This is a genomic window from Pseudomonas sp. JDS28PS106, assembly GCF_036706555.1.
In the GTDB taxonomy this organism is placed as follows: domain Bacteria; phylum Pseudomonadota; class Gammaproteobacteria; order Pseudomonadales; family Pseudomonadaceae; genus Aquipseudomonas.
Map to the genome: position 1 here is coordinate 19993 of NZ_JBAJGT010000019.1, position 14688 is coordinate 34680.

Annotated in this window: 15 protein-coding genes; 9 read left to right on the plus strand and 6 right to left on the minus strand. The window is 61.5% G+C overall.

The genetic code is table 11. The annotated features are described in order from the left end of the window. Positions 1–3: 3 nt before the first annotated feature. Both TRP66_RS21795 and TRP66_RS21800 read right to left on the minus strand, forming a co-directional pair. Positions 4–801 (minus strand): phosphonate ABC transporter ATP-binding protein, encoded by a 798-nt coding sequence (locus TRP66_RS21795; protein ID WP_333407093.1) that lies wholly within the window; start codon positions 799–801, stop codon positions 4–6. Beyond that, complete coding sequence (locus tag TRP66_RS21800; protein WP_333407095.1) at positions 798–1649, minus strand: putative selenate ABC transporter substrate-binding protein; 852 nt, start codon at positions 1647–1649, stop codon at positions 798–800. Before TRP66_RS21800 ends, TRP66_RS21795 begins: the two co-directional genes overlap by 4 nt. Positions 1650–1997: 348 nt before the next feature. Between TRP66_RS21800 and selD the strand changes: the two genes are divergently transcribed. Continuing rightward, positions 1998–3032 carry a selenide, water dikinase SelD gene (gene selD / locus TRP66_RS21805; protein WP_333407097.1) on the plus strand — a complete coding sequence of 345 codons (1035 nt, stop codon included), beginning with the start codon at positions 1998–2000 and terminating at the stop codon, positions 3030–3032. Then, on the plus strand, positions 3032–4120 hold the full coding sequence (mnmH, locus tag TRP66_RS21810) for a tRNA 2-selenouridine(34) synthase MnmH (protein WP_333407099.1): 1089 nt from the start codon (positions 3032–3034) through the stop codon (positions 4118–4120). Before selD ends, mnmH begins: the two co-directional genes overlap by 1 nt. An 87-nt stretch (positions 4121–4207) precedes the next feature. Here the strand turns inward: mnmH and TRP66_RS21815 are convergent, their stop codons facing one another. Beyond that, complete coding sequence (locus TRP66_RS21815; RefSeq protein WP_333407101.1) at positions 4208–5095, minus strand: LysR substrate-binding domain-containing protein; 888 nt, start codon at positions 5093–5095, stop codon at positions 4208–4210. A gap of 104 nt (positions 5096–5199) precedes the next feature. Between TRP66_RS21815 and TRP66_RS21820 the strand changes: the two genes are divergently transcribed. Further along, the gene (locus tag TRP66_RS21820) at positions 5200–5964 is read left to right on the plus strand and encodes a sulfite exporter TauE/SafE family protein (RefSeq protein ID WP_333407103.1); all 765 of its coding nucleotides are present in this window, start codon (positions 5200–5202) and stop codon (positions 5962–5964) included. On the opposite strand, the gene TRP66_RS21825 is transcribed toward TRP66_RS21820, so the two are convergent. Then, a complete protein-coding gene (locus TRP66_RS21825; RefSeq protein WP_333407104.1) occupies positions 5918–6253 on the minus strand; it encodes a putative quinol monooxygenase in 336 nt (111 codons plus the stop codon). The two genes, TRP66_RS21820 and TRP66_RS21825, sit on opposite strands and share 47 nt — an antisense overlap. Positions 6254–6434: 181 nt before the next feature. Between TRP66_RS21825 and TRP66_RS21830 the strand changes: the two genes are divergently transcribed. After that, on the plus strand, positions 6435–7019 hold the full coding sequence (locus TRP66_RS21830) for an NAD(P)H-dependent oxidoreductase (protein WP_333407105.1): 585 nt from the start codon (positions 6435–6437) through the stop codon (positions 7017–7019). 122 nt (positions 7020–7141) lie between these two features. Continuing rightward, on the plus strand, positions 7142–8038 hold the full coding sequence (locus TRP66_RS21835) for a LysR family transcriptional regulator (RefSeq protein ID WP_333407107.1): 897 nt from the start codon (positions 7142–7144) through the stop codon (positions 8036–8038). A gap of 48 nt (positions 8039–8086) precedes the next feature. Here the strand turns inward: TRP66_RS21835 and TRP66_RS21840 are convergent, their stop codons facing one another. After that, positions 8087–9670, minus strand: coding sequence for a peptide chain release factor 3 (locus tag TRP66_RS21840; RefSeq protein WP_333407110.1), 1584 nt, complete (start codon positions 9668–9670; stop codon positions 8087–8089). Between the two features lie 333 nt (positions 9671–10003). Here TRP66_RS21840 and TRP66_RS21845 point away from each other — a divergent pair, with 333 nt between their 5' ends. The 4 genes from TRP66_RS21845 to TRP66_RS21860 are packed head-to-tail and all read left to right on the plus strand — an operon-like array spanning position 10004 to position 13470. Then, entirely contained in the window at positions 10004–10717 is a 714-nt protein-coding gene (locus tag TRP66_RS21845) for an ABC transporter permease (RefSeq protein ID WP_333407112.1), read from the plus strand. A 29-nt stretch (positions 10718–10746) separates the two neighbouring features. Next, a complete protein-coding gene (locus tag TRP66_RS21850) occupies positions 10747–11640 on the plus strand; it encodes a glycine betaine ABC transporter substrate-binding protein (protein WP_333407114.1) in 894 nt (297 codons plus the stop codon). Positions 11641–11653: 13 nt separating this feature from the next. Continuing rightward, a complete protein-coding gene (locus TRP66_RS21855; RefSeq protein WP_333407116.1) occupies positions 11654–12307 on the plus strand; it encodes an ABC transporter permease in 654 nt (217 codons plus the stop codon). Continuing rightward, entirely contained in the window at positions 12304–13470 is a 1167-nt protein-coding gene (locus TRP66_RS21860; protein WP_333407118.1) for an osmoprotectant ABC transporter ATP-binding protein OsmV, read from the plus strand. The genes TRP66_RS21855 and TRP66_RS21860 overlap by 4 nt, the downstream gene beginning before the upstream one ends. Before the next feature lie 59 nt (positions 13471–13529). On the opposite strand, the gene TRP66_RS21865 is transcribed toward TRP66_RS21860, so the two are convergent. After that, positions 13530–14654: a DUF3472 domain-containing protein gene (locus TRP66_RS21865; protein WP_333407119.1), complete on the minus strand. Its 1125-nt coding sequence runs from the start codon at positions 14652–14654 to the stop codon at positions 13530–13532. Positions 14655–14688 lie beyond the last annotated feature (34 nt).

The following is a 14688-nucleotide window of genomic DNA, read 5'->3' on the forward strand; positions in this document are numbered from 1 at the left end:
CGTTCAGCATCGCGGCGCCACTAAGGGCGCGGGCGCTGCGGCGCTCGGGCGCGGGGCCAGTTGTTCATTGGCATAGAGGGTGTTGAGATGTTCGCGCTCGACCTCACCCGCCGCCAGATCGAAATGCACGCGTCCGTCGCGCACGCCGATGACGCGGGGGAAGTGCGCCAGCGCCAGTTCCACCGCATGCAGGCTGGCGATCAGCGTGACCTTGTGCTCGACGGCATGGGCACACAGCAGTCCCAGGGTGTGGTCAGCCAGCCGCGGGTCCATCGCCGAAACCGGTTCGTCGGCCAGCATCACCTCGGGCGCCTGATACAAGGCCCGGGCGATGCCCACGCGCTGCAACTGTCCGCCCGACAATTGCTGGCACCGGTCGAAGAGCTTGTCGGCCAGGTCCAGGCGAGCAAGCACGTTTCGGGCGCCCGGGGCATCCAGCGGATGCAACAGATTGAGCAGGCTTTTGCCCAGCCCCCATTGCCCCAGCTTGCCGGCCAGTACCGCCGTGACGACTCGCTGCCGTGGTGGCAGAGGCGGTGCCTGATGGATCAACGCGATCCGGCTGCGCAGACGCTGACGCTGGCGGCTCGACAGCCGCCAGGGGTTCGCGTTGAGCAGTTGCAGCTCGCCGGCGCTGGGCGGCAGCGCGCTCGCCAGCACATTGAGCAGCGTGGTCTTGCCCGCGCCGGACGGCCCGATGATGGCGACCCGCTCACCGCGCGCGACGTGCAAGTCCACGCCGCGCAGCGCCAGCGCTCCATCGGGATGACGAAAGTCGATCCCGGAAAGACGCAGGGTCATTTCAACAGATCGGCGGCGCGCGCGGCCTCTTCGATGCCCTTGTAGTTGGCCGGGCTGGTTTCGATGAAACGGCTGGCCGCCTGCAGATCAAGAATGGCTTTCTGCTCGGGATTGGCCGGGTCCAGATCGAGGAACGCCTGCTTGATCTTCTGCGCCAGCGCCGGGTCCAGCGTGCCACGCACGGTCCAGTTGTAATCGAAGTAGGTGGGCGTGGTGGCGAACACCTTCACCTTGTCAGTGTCGACCTTGCCGCTGGCAACCAGCTTGTCCCAGACGCTGGCGTTGAGCACGCCCGCATCGACCTTGCCGGCCTGAACCCAGGCCGCGGTGGCGTCGTGGGCGCCGGAATAGGCGACCCGGCTGAAGAAGGTTTCGGGCTTGATGTCGTCCTTGAGCATGAAATAACGCGGCATCAGGCTGCCGGATGTGGAGGACACCGAACCGAACGCGAAGGTTTTGCCCTTCAGGTCGGCCAAGGACTTCACGCTCGGGTCGGAGGTGATGAACTTGCTGGTGAACTGCGCATCCTGTTCACGCTGTACCAGTGGCAGGGCGTTGCCGGTCTTGAGATTGACCTGCACGAAGGTGAAGCCGCCGAGCCAGGCCATGTCCAGCCGGTCGGTGGCCAGGGCCTCGACCACTGCGGGATAGTCGGCGACCGGTACGAACTGCACCTTCATGCCCAGGCGCTGCTCCAGATAAGCGCCCAGCGGCTTGAACTTGCGCAGCAGTTCAGTCGGTGCTTCGTCGGGGATCGCCGAGACCCGGAGCACGTCGGCGGCATGACTGGTTAGCGCGGAAAAGGACAGGGCAAGGCCGGCAGCCAGTGCCAGGGTACGTTTGAGCATGAGAGTTCTCCGGTTCAATAGCGGAAAAAACGAAAACGCAGCGGATCAGCCGACGCGCGCGGGAAGTGCGGGGATTATAAGAAGCACGCCGAGAAAGGCCAGCGGGAAAACAGCCGCTTCGGCACGGCGAACGGTATCCGTCTGGCGAACCGTGCCGTCTGTGTCGCGAGCTTCGCTCCCTCCCACGAGAGAGAGGTCGCTGCAATCTCTGTGGGAGGGAGCGAAGCTCGCGACAGCGGTTCTACAAACGCAGGAGGTGTCGCCTCTTACACTCTGCCCCGGTTTGCGCTACCCCGACCACACGCCCTAGACTTCACTCCCTGTTTTCAAGTCTCCGAGAGCGTAGCGATGAGCGAGCCAATCCGCCTGACCCAGTACAGCCATGGTGCCGGCTGTGGCTGCAAGATTTCCCCCAAGGTGCTGGACGTGATTCTCGCCGGCAGCGGTGCGCAGAACCTGGACCCCAGGCTCTGGGTGGGCAACGCCTCGCGCGATGACGCGGCCGTGTACGCTCTGGATGATGAGCGCGGCGTGGTGTCGACCACCGACTTCTTCATGCCGATCGTCGACGACCCCTATGATTTCGGACGCATCGCCGCGACCAACGCCATCAGCGATATCTACGCCATGGGCGGCGACCCGCTGATGGCCATCGCCATCCTCGGCTGGCCGGTCAACGTACTGTCGCCGGAAGTGGCGCGCGAGGTCATTCGCGGCGGTCGGGCAGTGTGCGATGCCGCTGGCATTCCGCTGGCTGGCGGTCACTCCATCGATGCGCCGGAGCCGATCTTCGGCCTGGCGGTGACCGGCGTGGTGCAGAAAAAGCACATGAAACGCAACGACACCGCGCTGGCCGGCTGCACCCTGTACCTGACCAAACCGCTGGGTATCGGCATCCTCACCACCGCCGAAAAGAAGGCCAGGCTGCGCGAGCAGGACATTGGCCTGGCGCGGGACTGGATGTGCACGCTGAACAAGCCGGGCAGCCGCTTCGGCAAGCTGGCCGGGGTGGCCGCGATGACTGACGTCACCGGTTTCGGCCTGCTCGGCCACCTGGTGGAAATGGCCGACGGCGCCGGCCTGACCGCCCGCCTGGACTATGCGGCGGTGCCACGGTTGCCCGGTGTCGATCATTACATCGCCGAAGGCTGCGTGCCCGGCGGCACCTTGCGCAATTTCGACAGCTACGGCGACAAGATCGCCGCCCTGAGCGACGCCCAGCGTGACCTTCTGTGCGACCCGCAGACCAGCGGCGGATTGCTGGTCGCTGTCACGGCCGAAGGCCAGGACGAGTTCCTGTCGGCGGCCGCAGAACTAGGCCTGCAACTGAGCCCGATCGGCACCCTGGTGGAGCGACAGAGTCATGCGGTAGAGGTGGTTTGATGTCAGGCAACACCACCGATTACCGCAGACTGTTTCTCGACGACGTTCCGATGATGGACGCCCGCGCCCCGGTCGAGTTTTCAAAAGGCGCTTTTCCGGGAGTGATCAACCTGCCGCTGATGACCGACATCGAGCGGCAGAAGGTCGGTACCTGCTACAAACTGCATGGCCAGGACGCGGCCATCAGGCTCGGACATCAATTGGTCTGCGGACGCGTGAAAGAAGAACGGGTACAGGAATGGCTGGCGTTCGCCCGTGCCAACCCCGATGGCTATCTGTACTGCTTCCGGGGCGGGCTGCGCTCGCATACGGTCCAGCAATGGATGAAGGAGGCAGGTCTTGAATATCCGCTGGTCACCGGCGGCTACAAGGCGATGCGGACTTTCCTGCTCGACACCTTGCATGCGGCGATCAGCGAGTGCGATTTCGTCGTGCTCGGCGGCATGACCGGCACTGGCAAGACCGAAGTGCTGGCGCAGTTGCCCAACAGCCTCGATCTGGAAGGCATCGCCAATCATCGCGGCTCCAGCTTCGGCAAGCGCGCCACCGGCCAGCCGGCGCAGATCGATTTCGAGAACCGTCTGGCAATCGATATCCTCAAGAAGCGCGCGGCCGGTATCGAACAGTTCGTGCTGGAAGACGAAAGCCGTCTGGTCGGCAGCTGCAACGTGCCGCTGGAGCTGCATCAAGGCATGCAGGATTATCCGCTGGTATGGCTGGAGGACAGTTTTGAGAATCGGGTCGAGCGCATCCTCAAGGATTACGTGACCGACTTGTGCGCCGAGTTCAACGAGGTCAAGGGCGAGGAAAGCGGTTTCAGCCTGTTCAGCGAGCGCTTGCTGCAAAGTCTGAACAACATCCACAAGCGCCTGGGCGGGGAACGTCACCAGCGCCTGCTGGCGATCATGCAAGCGGCGCTGGACGAGCAGCAGCGCAGCGGATCGGTCGAGTTGCACCGGGGCTGGATTGAAGGCCTGCTGGGCGAGTATTACGACCCGATGTATGTCTACCAGCGCGAAAAGAAATCTTCCCGGATCGAGTTTGCCGGAAATCAGGCGGAGGTGGTGGGGTATCTGAGGGGTAGGTAACCGCGTTATCGTTTATCGCCAGCAAGCTGGCTCCTACGGGGCGCTGTAGGAGCCAGCGGGCGGCGATCCGTCTTGCTGGCGATCAGGTCAGACACCGCCCCTCAACGCTTTCACCAGCGCCTGTGCATAACCCGGCAAGGCAGCGAAATCCGCGCTGCACAGCAGCAATCTGCGATTCGCCCATGTCTCGTCCAGGCGCAAGGCGATGAAACGTCTTGGCCCCCGCCAGCGATCCACCGCAGCTTGCGGCACGATGCTCAAACCCGCGCCATGGCTGACCATGCGCAACACGCCATCGAAGCCCTCGGCCCGTACCCGGATGCGCAGACGCTTTCCGGTGTGCAGAGCTTGTTCTTCCAGATAGATACCCAGAGCGCTGGAAACACCCAGCGCCACGAAATCGTGATCGAGAATCTGGCCGAAGCTCGGACAGGTCGAACTCTCCAGCGCATGGCCCTGAGGGACGACCAGACTCAAGGGGTCGGCGCAGAACGCAAGCGTCTGCAAATCACTGGCATCCACCGCATCACTGATAATGCCGAGATCGGCGGTGCCGTGACGCAAGGCATGCAGGATGCGCAGGCTGGGTTGCTCCTGAAGGTCGATGTCGATGTGCGGATGGGCGACCAGAAAATCCGCCAACCGCTCGGGCAAATGCTCGCTCAGGGTCGAGGTGTTGCACAGCAGTCGAATCTGTCCTTTGAAGCCCCGGGCGTAATCGGCCAGATCCTCCTGCATGCGTTCGACCTGCCGCATGATCAGGCGCGCATGCTGCGCCAGCGCTTTGCCCGCCGGGGTGGGCGTGACACCTCGCCGCCAACGCTCTAGCAGCGGGCTGTCCAGAGAGGCTTCCATCGCTCTGATCCGGGCGCTGGCAGAGGCCAGCGACAAATGGCTGCGCGCCGCGCCGGCGGTGATATTGCCGGTCTCAAGCACGTTGAGGAAAAGGCGGAGGTCGATAAAGTCGAAGTGCATGTCAGGTCTGGGTCTGCGGGAAATGGGGTGCCTGAGTCTATGCCTGAGGCTGGCTCAGTATATGCCAGCTTTGCAAACCACCTGCCTGAAGGCAGGATCACGGTATGAATACATTCCTGGATTTCTACCAGACCATCGGCCCGCAGCTGTCCGTGCTGGTGTTTGTCACCTTTTTGCTGGCCGGCGCGGTCAAGGGCGTCATCGGGCTCGGGCTGCCGACGGTTGCGATGGGCCTGTTGGGCTTGGCTATGCTGCCGACACAGGCAGCCGCGCTGCTGATCATTCCGTCCACCGTGACCAACGTCTGGCAATTGGCGGCGGGTGGGCATCTGCGTGGCCTGCTCGTACGCTTGTGGCCGATGCTTGTGATGGTGTTTGTCGGTACGTGCGCAGGCTCGCTGCTGGTCGGCATGAGTGGCGAGCACTGGATGACCCGCGCGTTGGGCGGTGCACTGACGCTATACGCCATCAGCGGCTTGTTTCTGCCAACGTTCAGAGTGCCGGCCAGCGCCGAACGATGGCTTGGTCCGCTATGTGGCCTGGTAACAGGCCTGATCACCTCGGCGACCGGCGTGTTCGTGATTCCCGCCGTGCCTTATCTGCAAGCGCTGGGGATGGCGCGTGACGAGCTGGTGCAGGCGCTGGGCCTGTCGTTCATGGTGTCCACGCTGGCGCTGGCGGCCGGGCTGTTGTGGAACGGCGCGCTGGCAGGCGGCGAATTCAGCGCTTCGCTGCTTGCCTTGGCGCCGGCTTTACTGGGCATGGCGCTGGGCCAGTGGCTGCGACACCGCATCAGTGCCGCAATGTTCAAGCGCGCGTTCTTTATCGGGATGGGGGCGTTGGGGCTGCACTTGCTGACGATGGGCTGATCATGTCGATGCGGCGAATCTCGAAGTCACGGGTAAGGTAGTCCATGCGGTTCTCGAAAAATTTCGCCATGTGCGGCAGCGCCGAGTGCACGTCCAGATGCGCCTGGGATTCCCAGACTTCGTAAAAGATGAAAACGGTGGGATCGGCCTGGTCGCGCAACATGTGGTATTCGATGCAGCCCGGCTCACTGCGGCTGGCTACCACGTAGGAGCTGAACAGGGCTTCGAATTCGGCGGATTTTTCCGGGCGTGTGTAGGCGTGAAGGATGAAACCGTGCAATGCGCTCATGCTGCCTCCTGAAATGTCGGGGCTATCTTAAGTCAACAATGGCCGATTGATTCGTGACGCTTGCGCAAATGCTTTTTGCGCTCAGAGCGCTTTTTCATCGCGCGTGTGATCTTTATTCTGCCGCCCATCAAATTAATGACCCGTCCCGGCTTTGGCAGAGACGAGCATCGAGAGGCTTTGCATGAAAAAGATACTGTTCCTGAACGGCGGCAAGCAGTTCGCCCATTCCGATGGCCGCTACAACGCCACCCTGCATGAGGCAGGCGTAGCCTTCATGGATCGCGCGGGTTTCGACGTGAAGGAAACCTTCATCGATGGCGGCTACGACGTCGCCGAGGAAGTGCAGAAGTTTCTTTGGGCCGACGTCGTTGTCTGGCAGATGCCAGGCTGGTGGATGGGCGCGCCCTGGACCGTCAAGAAATACATCGACGAAGTGTTCACCGAAGGCCATGGCAGCCTGTACGCCAACGACGGCCGGACCCGTTCCGATGCGTCGCAGAAATACGGCAGTGGCGGTTTGCTGCAGGGCAAGCAATACATGATTTCCGCGACCTGGAACGCGCCGCAGCAGGCGTTCGATGATCCGGCCGACTTCTTCGAAGCCAAGGGCGTGGATGCTGTGTACTTCCCGTTCCACAAGGCCAACCAGTTCCTGGGCATGACCGGCCTGCCGACCTTCCTGGCGGTGGACGTCATGAAAGTGCCGAACATCGAGAATGATGTGAAGCGTTATGAGGCGCACTTAGCGCAGGTGTTCGAGGTCTGATTTTGTGTGGATCGCCAGCAAGCTGGCTCCTACGGGGAACCGCATGTAGGAGCCAGCTTGCTGGCGATGCGCTACAGGCAAGGCAAGGTTAATATCCTCTGGGTTCTGAACAGGGGATAACAGTGAAAGCCAGGTCCGACGAGTTGCAGGTGTTCGTTTCGGTCATCGAGAGCGGTTCGATTTCCGCCGCCGCCGAGAAGATGGGGCAGACGCCCTCCGGTATCAGCCGGACTCTGTCGCGTCTCGGAGCCAAGCTCGAAACCACGCTGATCAATCGCACCACGCGGCGGATGGATCTGACGGAAGAAGGCCGGTTCTTTCTGGAACGGGCCCGCGCCATTCTCGAACAGATGGAAAGCCTTGAAGAGCATCTGACCTCGACGCGACAGACCCCGGCCGGCCGCTTGCGCGTCAATGCCGCTTCGCCCTTCATGCTGCATTCGGTGGTGCCGCACATTGCCGAATTCAGGCGGCTCTATCCGGCCATCCAGCTCGAACTGAACAGCGATGACTGGTTCATCGACCTGCTCGAACAAAGCACCGATATCGCCATCCGCCTCGGTCCGTTACCCGACTCGACCCTGCATGCCCGCTTTCTGGGCAGCTGCCGACTCAACATCGTCGCCAGCCCGGCCTACCTGCAAAGGCACGGCATTCCAGAGTCGGTCGAAGATCTCGCTCGTCACACATTGCTGGGGTTCACGCAGGTCGAAATGCTCAACCATTGGCCGCTGCGGCACGCGGAGGGTGATCGTCTGGTCATCCAGCCAGCGTTGTCGGCGTCGAGCGGCGATACCTTGCGGCATCTGGCGTTGGCGGGGGAGGGGATCGCTTGCCTGTCGGACTTCATGACCCACGAAGACATTCACGACGGACAACTCGTGAGTCTGCTCGGCGAGGCGAACAGCGGCTATCGCCAGCCGATCAATGCGGTGTACTACCGCAACTCTCAGCTGGCGCTGCGCATCCAGTGCTTTCTGGATTTCATGCAGGAAAAGCTCAAGGAATACGCGCACTGAACGGCGCGTGATGCCCCCGGGCCTGGCACAGGGGCATCGCGCGCTCGATCAATGGTGCTCGCGGGTGGCGCGGAATTTCACGTCCGGCCAGCGCTCTTCCATCAGGGACAGGTTGACCCGGGTCGGCGCCAGGTAAGTCAGGTGACCGCCGCCATCCTGCGCGAGGTTTTCCACGGCCTTGTTCTCGAATTCCTCGAGTTTCTTCTTGTCCGCGCAGTCGATCCAGCGCGCCGACCAGACGGTGATCGGCTCGTAGGCACATTCGACCTTGTATTCTTCCTTGAGGCGGCTGGCGACCACATCGAACTGCAGCACGCCGACCGCACCCAGGATGATGTCGTTGCTGCGCAGCGGGAAGAACACCTGGGTGGCGCCTTCTTCGGCCAGTTGCTGCAAGCCCTGACGCAACTGCTTGGACTTGAGCGGATCTTTCAGGCGAACGCGACGGAACAGTTCCGGCGCGAAGTGCGGAATGCCGGTAAAGCCCAGGTTCTCACCTTCGGTGAAGGTATCGCCGATCTGAATGGTGCCGTGGTTGTGCAGACCGATGATGTCGCCCGCGTAGGCTTCGTCCAGCTGTTCGCGCTCGGACGAGAAGAAGGTCAGCGCGTCGCCGATCCGCACGTCCTTGCCGGTGCGTACGTGGCGCATCTTCATGCCCTTGTCGTAGCGGCCCGAACAGATGCGCATGAACGCGATGCGGTCGCGGTGCTTGGGGTCCATGTTCGCCTGGATCTTGAACACGAAGCCGCTGAACTTCTCTTCCTGCGGCTCGACGCTGCGCTCGTTGGCGACCCGCGCCAGCGGCATCGGCGCCCAGTCCACCACGGCGTCCAGTACGTGATCGACGCCGAAGTTGCCCAGCGCGGTGCCGAAGAACACCGGCGTCAGCTGACCGTCGATGAACTCCTGCTGGTTGAATTCATGGCACGCGCCCTGAACCAGCTCCAGCTGCTCGACGAAGCGCTCGTACTCGTCGCCCAGGTGGGCGCGGGCTTCGTCGGAATCCAGGTTCTGGATGATTTTGGTCTCGATCCGCTCGTGGCCGTGGCCTGGGGTGTAGACGATGATGTAGTCGCCCGCCAGGTGGTAGACGCCCTTGAAGTCGCGATAGCAGCCGATCGGCCAGGTGATCGGCGCCGCCTTGATCTTCAAGACCGCCTCGATTTCGTCGAGCAGTTCGATCGGGTCGCGAATATCGCGGTCGAGCTTGTTGATGAAGCTGACGATGGGCGTGTCGCGAAGGCGGCAAACGTCCATGAGCGCAATGGTCCGCGGCTCGACGCCCTTACCGCCGTCGAGCACCATGAGTGCCGAGTCGACCGCGGTCAGAGTTCGATAGGTGTCTTCCGAGAAGTCTTCGTGACCCGGGGTGTCGAGCAGGTTGATCATGTGCTCGCGGTAGGGAAACTGCATGACCGAGGTCGTGATGGAAATGCCGCGCTGCTTTTCCATCTCCATCCAGTCGGACGTGGCATGACGATCGGACTTACGGGACTTGACCGTACCTGCAACAGAGATAGCCTTGCCCATCAGCAAGAGCTTTTCCGTGATGGTGGTTTTACCGGCGTCCGGGTGAGAAATGATGGCGAAGGTGCGGCGTTTCGCGACTTCGGCGGCCTGTTGGGTCATGAGAAATCGCCCGAAAGAGAGTCAAAAAAGGGCGCAGATTATAGCTCAACTCGTGCCAGGAACCGAACCGTTCAGTCAATCAGGGGTGGCCAAATGCTGTCTCGCATGGGAACCTTTCCGGCTGTGGAGACGTCCATTCCCTTGCACTCGCCGCCGCGTGGCTGAGATCAAGGGCTGAAAAATCAGCAAGTTAGCTTGACGAAGCTGCGCTCATGGCGCGTGTTTCGCCGACGTTCTGGCGACCCACCCGCTGCTCTTCGCGAACGCACTGGCCGGCCCCACACTCCGGGCGCCGGATCGACATGTTCGCCGACTGAAATAAGGAGTCCGCCCGTGGCTAATCGCTATGGCAAGGGGCTGATCGGAGGTGCGATTACCATCGTACTCCTGGCCCTGCTGGTCCACTGGATCGGCATCGATACGTTCGAACGTTACAAAGATGATCTGTTGTTCTACCTGCAAGCCCATTTGTTCCTGGTAGCGGTTTCAATGTTGGCGGCCGTGGTCGTCGGGGTTCCGGCGGGCATTGTCCTCAGCCGACCTGGCATGGTCGGCCGCGCTGAACGCTTCATGCAGATCTTCAACATAGGCAACACCATCCCTCCTCTCGCTGTGCTGGCCATCGCTCTCGGTATCCTCGGGATCGGCAGCGGCCCCGCCATCTTCGCCCTGTTTCTCGCTTCGTTGCTGCCCATCGTGCGCAACACCTATGAAGGTCTGAAAAACGTTCCGGGCTCGCTCAAGGAAGCCGCCACCGGCATCGGCATGACGCCACGCCAGGTCCTGTTGCGTGTCGAGCTGCCCAACGCCGTGCCGATCATCATCGGCGGCGTGCGGGTCGCGCTGGCGATCAACGTCGGCACCGCGCCACTGGCATTCCTGATCGGCGCCAACAGCCTTGGCAGCCTGATCTTTCCCGGCATCGGCCTCAACAACCAGCCGCAGTTGATGCTCGGCGCCGCGTGCACCGCCTTGCTGGCACTGGTGCTCGACGGGCTGGTCACTCTGTTCAGCCGGATCTGGCTGGAACGCGGCCTGCGTCGCTGAACCCGAGCCGCCGAAGGAAAGGATTTTTCATGAAAAAGATATGCATGCTTCTCGGGCTTGCCCTGCTGCTGCCGTTGTTCGCCCAGGCGGCCGACAAACCGCTGTTGCGCATCGGCGCCCGGGTGTTCACCGAACAGACCCTGCTGGCCGAAATCACCGCCCAGTATCTGCGTACCAAAAACTACGACGTACAGATCACCGGCGGACTGGGCAGCAGCCTGGCGCGCAGCGCTCACGAAACCGGCCAGCTGGACCTGCTGTGGGAATACACCGGCGTTTCGCTGGTGGCCTACAACCACGTCACCGAACGCCTCGACAGCGAGCAGAGCTACGCGCGGGTCAAGGAACTGGACGCGAAGAAGGGGCTGGTCTGGCTCGCGCCTTCGAAGTTCAGCAACACCTATGCCCTTGGCCTGCCGGACAAGATCGCCCGTCAATACCCTGAGCTCAACAGCGTCAGCGACCTGACCAAAGTGCTCAAGGACGAAGCCGACAAAGGCCATATCGTCGCGCTCGACACCGAGTTTGCCAACCGCTCCGACGGTCTGCTCGGGCTGGTCAAGCATTACGACATGAACCTGGGCCGCGAGAACATTCGTCAGATGGACGCCGGCCTGGTCTACACCGCCATGCGCAACGGTCAGGTATTCGCCGGCCTGGTGTACACCACCGACGGCCGCCTGGACGCGTTCAAGCTCAAGGTATTGGAAGACGACAAGCATTACTTCCCGGACTACACGGCAGCGCCGGTGATCCGCAAGGACTACCTGGATGCCCATCCGGAACTGGCCGACCTGCTCAAGCCGCTGGCGGCACTGCTGGACAACGCGACCATGCGCGCGCTGAACGCCAAGGTCGACGTCGATCACCAGAGCCCATCCAGTGTCGCCGCGGAATTTCTGCGCCAGCACCCCCTGAACTGAACAAGGAGAGGATATGAATTTCTTGAGTGCCTTCTCCCACATGGACTGGGCGCAGGTCATCGACCTGACCCGGCAGCACATCACCCTGGTCGGCATCGCTGTCACCCTGGCGATTCTCGTGGGCGTACCGCTGGGCATCCTGATGACCCGTTTTCCGGCCATCGCAGGTCCTTTGCAAGCGGTGGCGACCGTGCTGCTGACCGTGCCGTCGATCGCGCTGTTCGGCCTGCTGCTGCCGTTCTACTCCAAGTTCGGCCAGGGGCTGGGACCGCTACCGGCGATCACTGCGGTGTTCCTCTACTCGCTGCTGCCGATCATGCGCAATACCTACCTGGCGCTGACCAGTGTCGAACCTGGCATCCGCGAAGCGGCCAAGGGCATCGGCATGACCTTCGGGCAGCGCCTGCGCATGGTCGAACTGCCGATCGCCGTACCGGTGATCCTCGCCGGCGTTCGCACCGCCGTGGTGATGAACATCGGTGTCATGACCATCGCCGCCACCATCGGCGCGGGCGGTCTTGGCGTACTCATTCTCGCTTCAATCAGCCGCAGTGACATGTCGATGCTGATCGTCGGCGCGGTACTGGTCAGCATCCTGGCCATCGTCGCCGATCTCTTCCTGCAATGGCTGCAACGCACGCTGACTCCAAAAGGGCTTTTGAAATGATCGAACTACAGAACCTCTCCAAGACTTTCCAGAGCAACGGCAAAGAAGTGAAGGCTGTCGATTCGGTCAGCCTCACTGTGAACGAAGGCGAGATCTGCGTCTTCCTCGGGCCTTCGGGCTGCGGCAAGAGCACCACGCTCAAGATGATCAACCGCCTGATCATGCCGACCTCCGGCAAGGTGCTGATCAACGGCGAAGACACCACTGGCCTTGATGAGGTGACTCTGCGTCGCAACATCGGCTACGTGATCCAGCAGATCGGCCTGTTCCCGAACATGACCATCGAAGAAAACATCGTCGTGGTTCCGAAACTGCTGGGCTGGGACAAGCAGCGCTGCCACGACCGTGCACGCGAGCTGATGAGCATGATCAAGCTCGAACCCAAGCAATACCTGCATCGTTATCCGCGCGAGCTGTCCGGCGGCCAGCAACAGCGCATCGGCGTGATCCGCGCACTCGCGGCGGAAGCACCGCTGCTGCTGATGGACGAGCCGTTCGGCGCGGTCGACCCGATCAACCGCGAGATGATCCAGAACGAGTTCTTCGAGATGCAGCGGGCGCTCAACAAGACCGTGATCATGGTCAGCCACGACATCGACGAAGCGCTCAAACTGGGCGACAAGATCGCGATCTTCCGCGGCGGCAAGCTGCTGCAGATCGACCATCCCGACACACTGCTGGCGCATCCGGTGGACGACTTCGTCAGCAACTTCGTCGGCCAGGACAGCACCCTCAAGCGCCTGCTGCTGGTCAAGGCCGAAGACGCCGCGGACAACGCCCCCTCCGTCAGCCCGGAGACGCCGGTGGCCGACGCGCTGGAAGTCATGGACGAAAACGACCGTCGCTACATCGTGGTCACCGACGCCGAGAACAAGGCCCTGGGCTACGTGCGTCGTCGCGACCTGCATCGCCAGCAGGGCACCTGCGCGCAGTTCCTCCAGGAATTCAACGCGACGGCAGCCTACGACGAACACCTGCGCATTTTGTTGTCGCGCATGTACGAGTTCAACCGCTCCTGGCTGCCGGTGATGGATGCCGAATGCGTGTTCCTCGGTGAAGTGACCCAGGAGTCGATTGCGGCTTACCTGAGCTCCGGCCGTTCGCGAGGGATGAAGACCAATATCGTGTCGCCGGCGGAGCTGGCGGCTGAAGCGCAGGGCTGAGGGTACCCCGTACCCGGTGCCAGAGCGCCCGGTATGGGCCGTGGTAGAAAGGCCGGGTGTCACGCAACCGTAAACTGGGCAGTCATCGCGGACGTTGAATCAAAAATATCCTTGATGATCACATTGGCCACGTAAGTTCCTGAAGGCAGTGCGTGCGTCTGGAAGGCTGTGCTGCGCTTATGGGGGCTCATATCGGAATTGGTAGCGATGATCAGTCCCGAGTGCAATTCATGAATATTTATCTGATGGCTGAGTTGTGGAGGCCTGTCGGAAGCGATGGTCCAGTTTGCATGCACTACTCCCGGTGTATATTCGGCGTAAAACGTGGTCACTTGCGGGGCTATAACAACCTTCGGTCGATAATCGAACTGATTGGGTTCGAGCCCGATGTAGGTCTTGTCGTTATCGAAGTAGCCGCCTGCCTCAAGCATGATGTTGGCATCCCCAGGTTGTTCGTTCGCGCCCACCAGCTTCGCGTTCCATGTGTGCGGATCACCTCCGGCACTCGCTTCGTAATACAAGGGTTTCTGCCACACCCCATTCTTGCCCATCCGGAAATGCTGACCATAGATGCCACGATAACCTAGCGCATTACCAGCGTAGCGTTCGAGAAACGCACTGCACCGGGTGCCGGTGAAGGACACATCGCCGTCGGGTACTGAAGCGGACATGTAATGCGTCCAACGCTGGTCAGCGTACGAATACATGAACATCGCCATGCGCGTTACAGTTTCGCCAGGAATGTGCCAGCGCCGTATCACAAGGCCATACCATTGATCGGGATGCCAAGGCATGGGGTGTGAGGTGTGCAAGCCGGTGCCTTCGCCTCCAAAGTGACTGGAATGCAGACCCGGAGCTCCATAGTCGAGACGAACTTCAGCTTCGTCAGGCTCGGTAGCGAGGTCCCAGACCGAACAGATGTTGTTATAGGTAAACACCTGCCCGCCGATCAATTTGTTGTTCTGATGCTGTATCCCGGCATAGCCGCCTCTAGGGCCGAAATGGAAATCACAACCTGACCAGTAGATGTACAGGTTGTCTCCACTACGCGGTACGTACTGCTCCACGTAGATGAGTTCCGCTTCGTTCTGCTCATACACCGAAGATAAATAGGGACCGGAGGTAGGGACCTCTCCGGCGTTGACAGTATCGGCTTGAGGCGAATTGGGGGCTGGCCGTTCCATGACGAGAGTCCTCTGACTGGATGAAATGATTATG

What these genes read in the sequence shown, in the direction of transcription:
- TRP66_RS21865 (WP_333407119.1), bottom strand. Translation starts at nt 14,654, where the DNA reads ATGGAACGGCCAGCCCCCAATTCGCCTCAAGCCGATACTGTCAACGCC.
- TRP66_RS21860 (WP_333407118.1), top strand. Translation starts at nt 12,304, where the DNA reads ATGATCGAACTACAGAACCTCTCCAAGACTTTCCAGAGCAACGGCAAA.
- TRP66_RS21815 (WP_333407101.1), bottom strand. Translation starts at nt 5,095, where the DNA reads ATGCACTTCGACTTTATCGACCTCCGCCTTTTCCTCAACGTGCTTGAG.
- TRP66_RS21795 (WP_333407093.1), bottom strand. Translation starts at nt 801, where the DNA reads ATGACCCTGCGTCTTTCCGGGATCGACTTTCGTCATCCCGATGGAGCG.
- TRP66_RS21800 (WP_333407095.1), bottom strand. Translation starts at nt 1,649, where the DNA reads ATGCTCAAACGTACCCTGGCACTGGCTGCCGGCCTTGCCCTGTCCTTT.
- TRP66_RS21820 (WP_333407103.1), top strand. Translation starts at nt 5,200, where the DNA reads ATGAATACATTCCTGGATTTCTACCAGACCATCGGCCCGCAGCTGTCC.
- TRP66_RS21825 (WP_333407104.1), bottom strand. Translation starts at nt 6,253, where the DNA reads ATGAGCGCATTGCACGGTTTCATCCTTCACGCCTACACACGCCCGGAA.
- mnmH (WP_333407099.1), top strand. Translation starts at nt 3,032, where the DNA reads ATGTCAGGCAACACCACCGATTACCGCAGACTGTTTCTCGACGACGTT.
- TRP66_RS21850 (WP_333407114.1), top strand. Translation starts at nt 10,747, where the DNA reads ATGAAAAAGATATGCATGCTTCTCGGGCTTGCCCTGCTGCTGCCGTTG.
- TRP66_RS21830 (WP_333407105.1), top strand. Translation starts at nt 6,435, where the DNA reads ATGAAAAAGATACTGTTCCTGAACGGCGGCAAGCAGTTCGCCCATTCC.
- TRP66_RS21840 (WP_333407110.1), bottom strand. Translation starts at nt 9,670, where the DNA reads ATGACCCAACAGGCCGCCGAAGTCGCGAAACGCCGCACCTTCGCCATC.
- TRP66_RS21855 (WP_333407116.1), top strand. Translation starts at nt 11,654, where the DNA reads ATGAATTTCTTGAGTGCCTTCTCCCACATGGACTGGGCGCAGGTCATC.
- selD (WP_333407097.1), top strand. Translation starts at nt 1,998, where the DNA reads ATGAGCGAGCCAATCCGCCTGACCCAGTACAGCCATGGTGCCGGCTGT.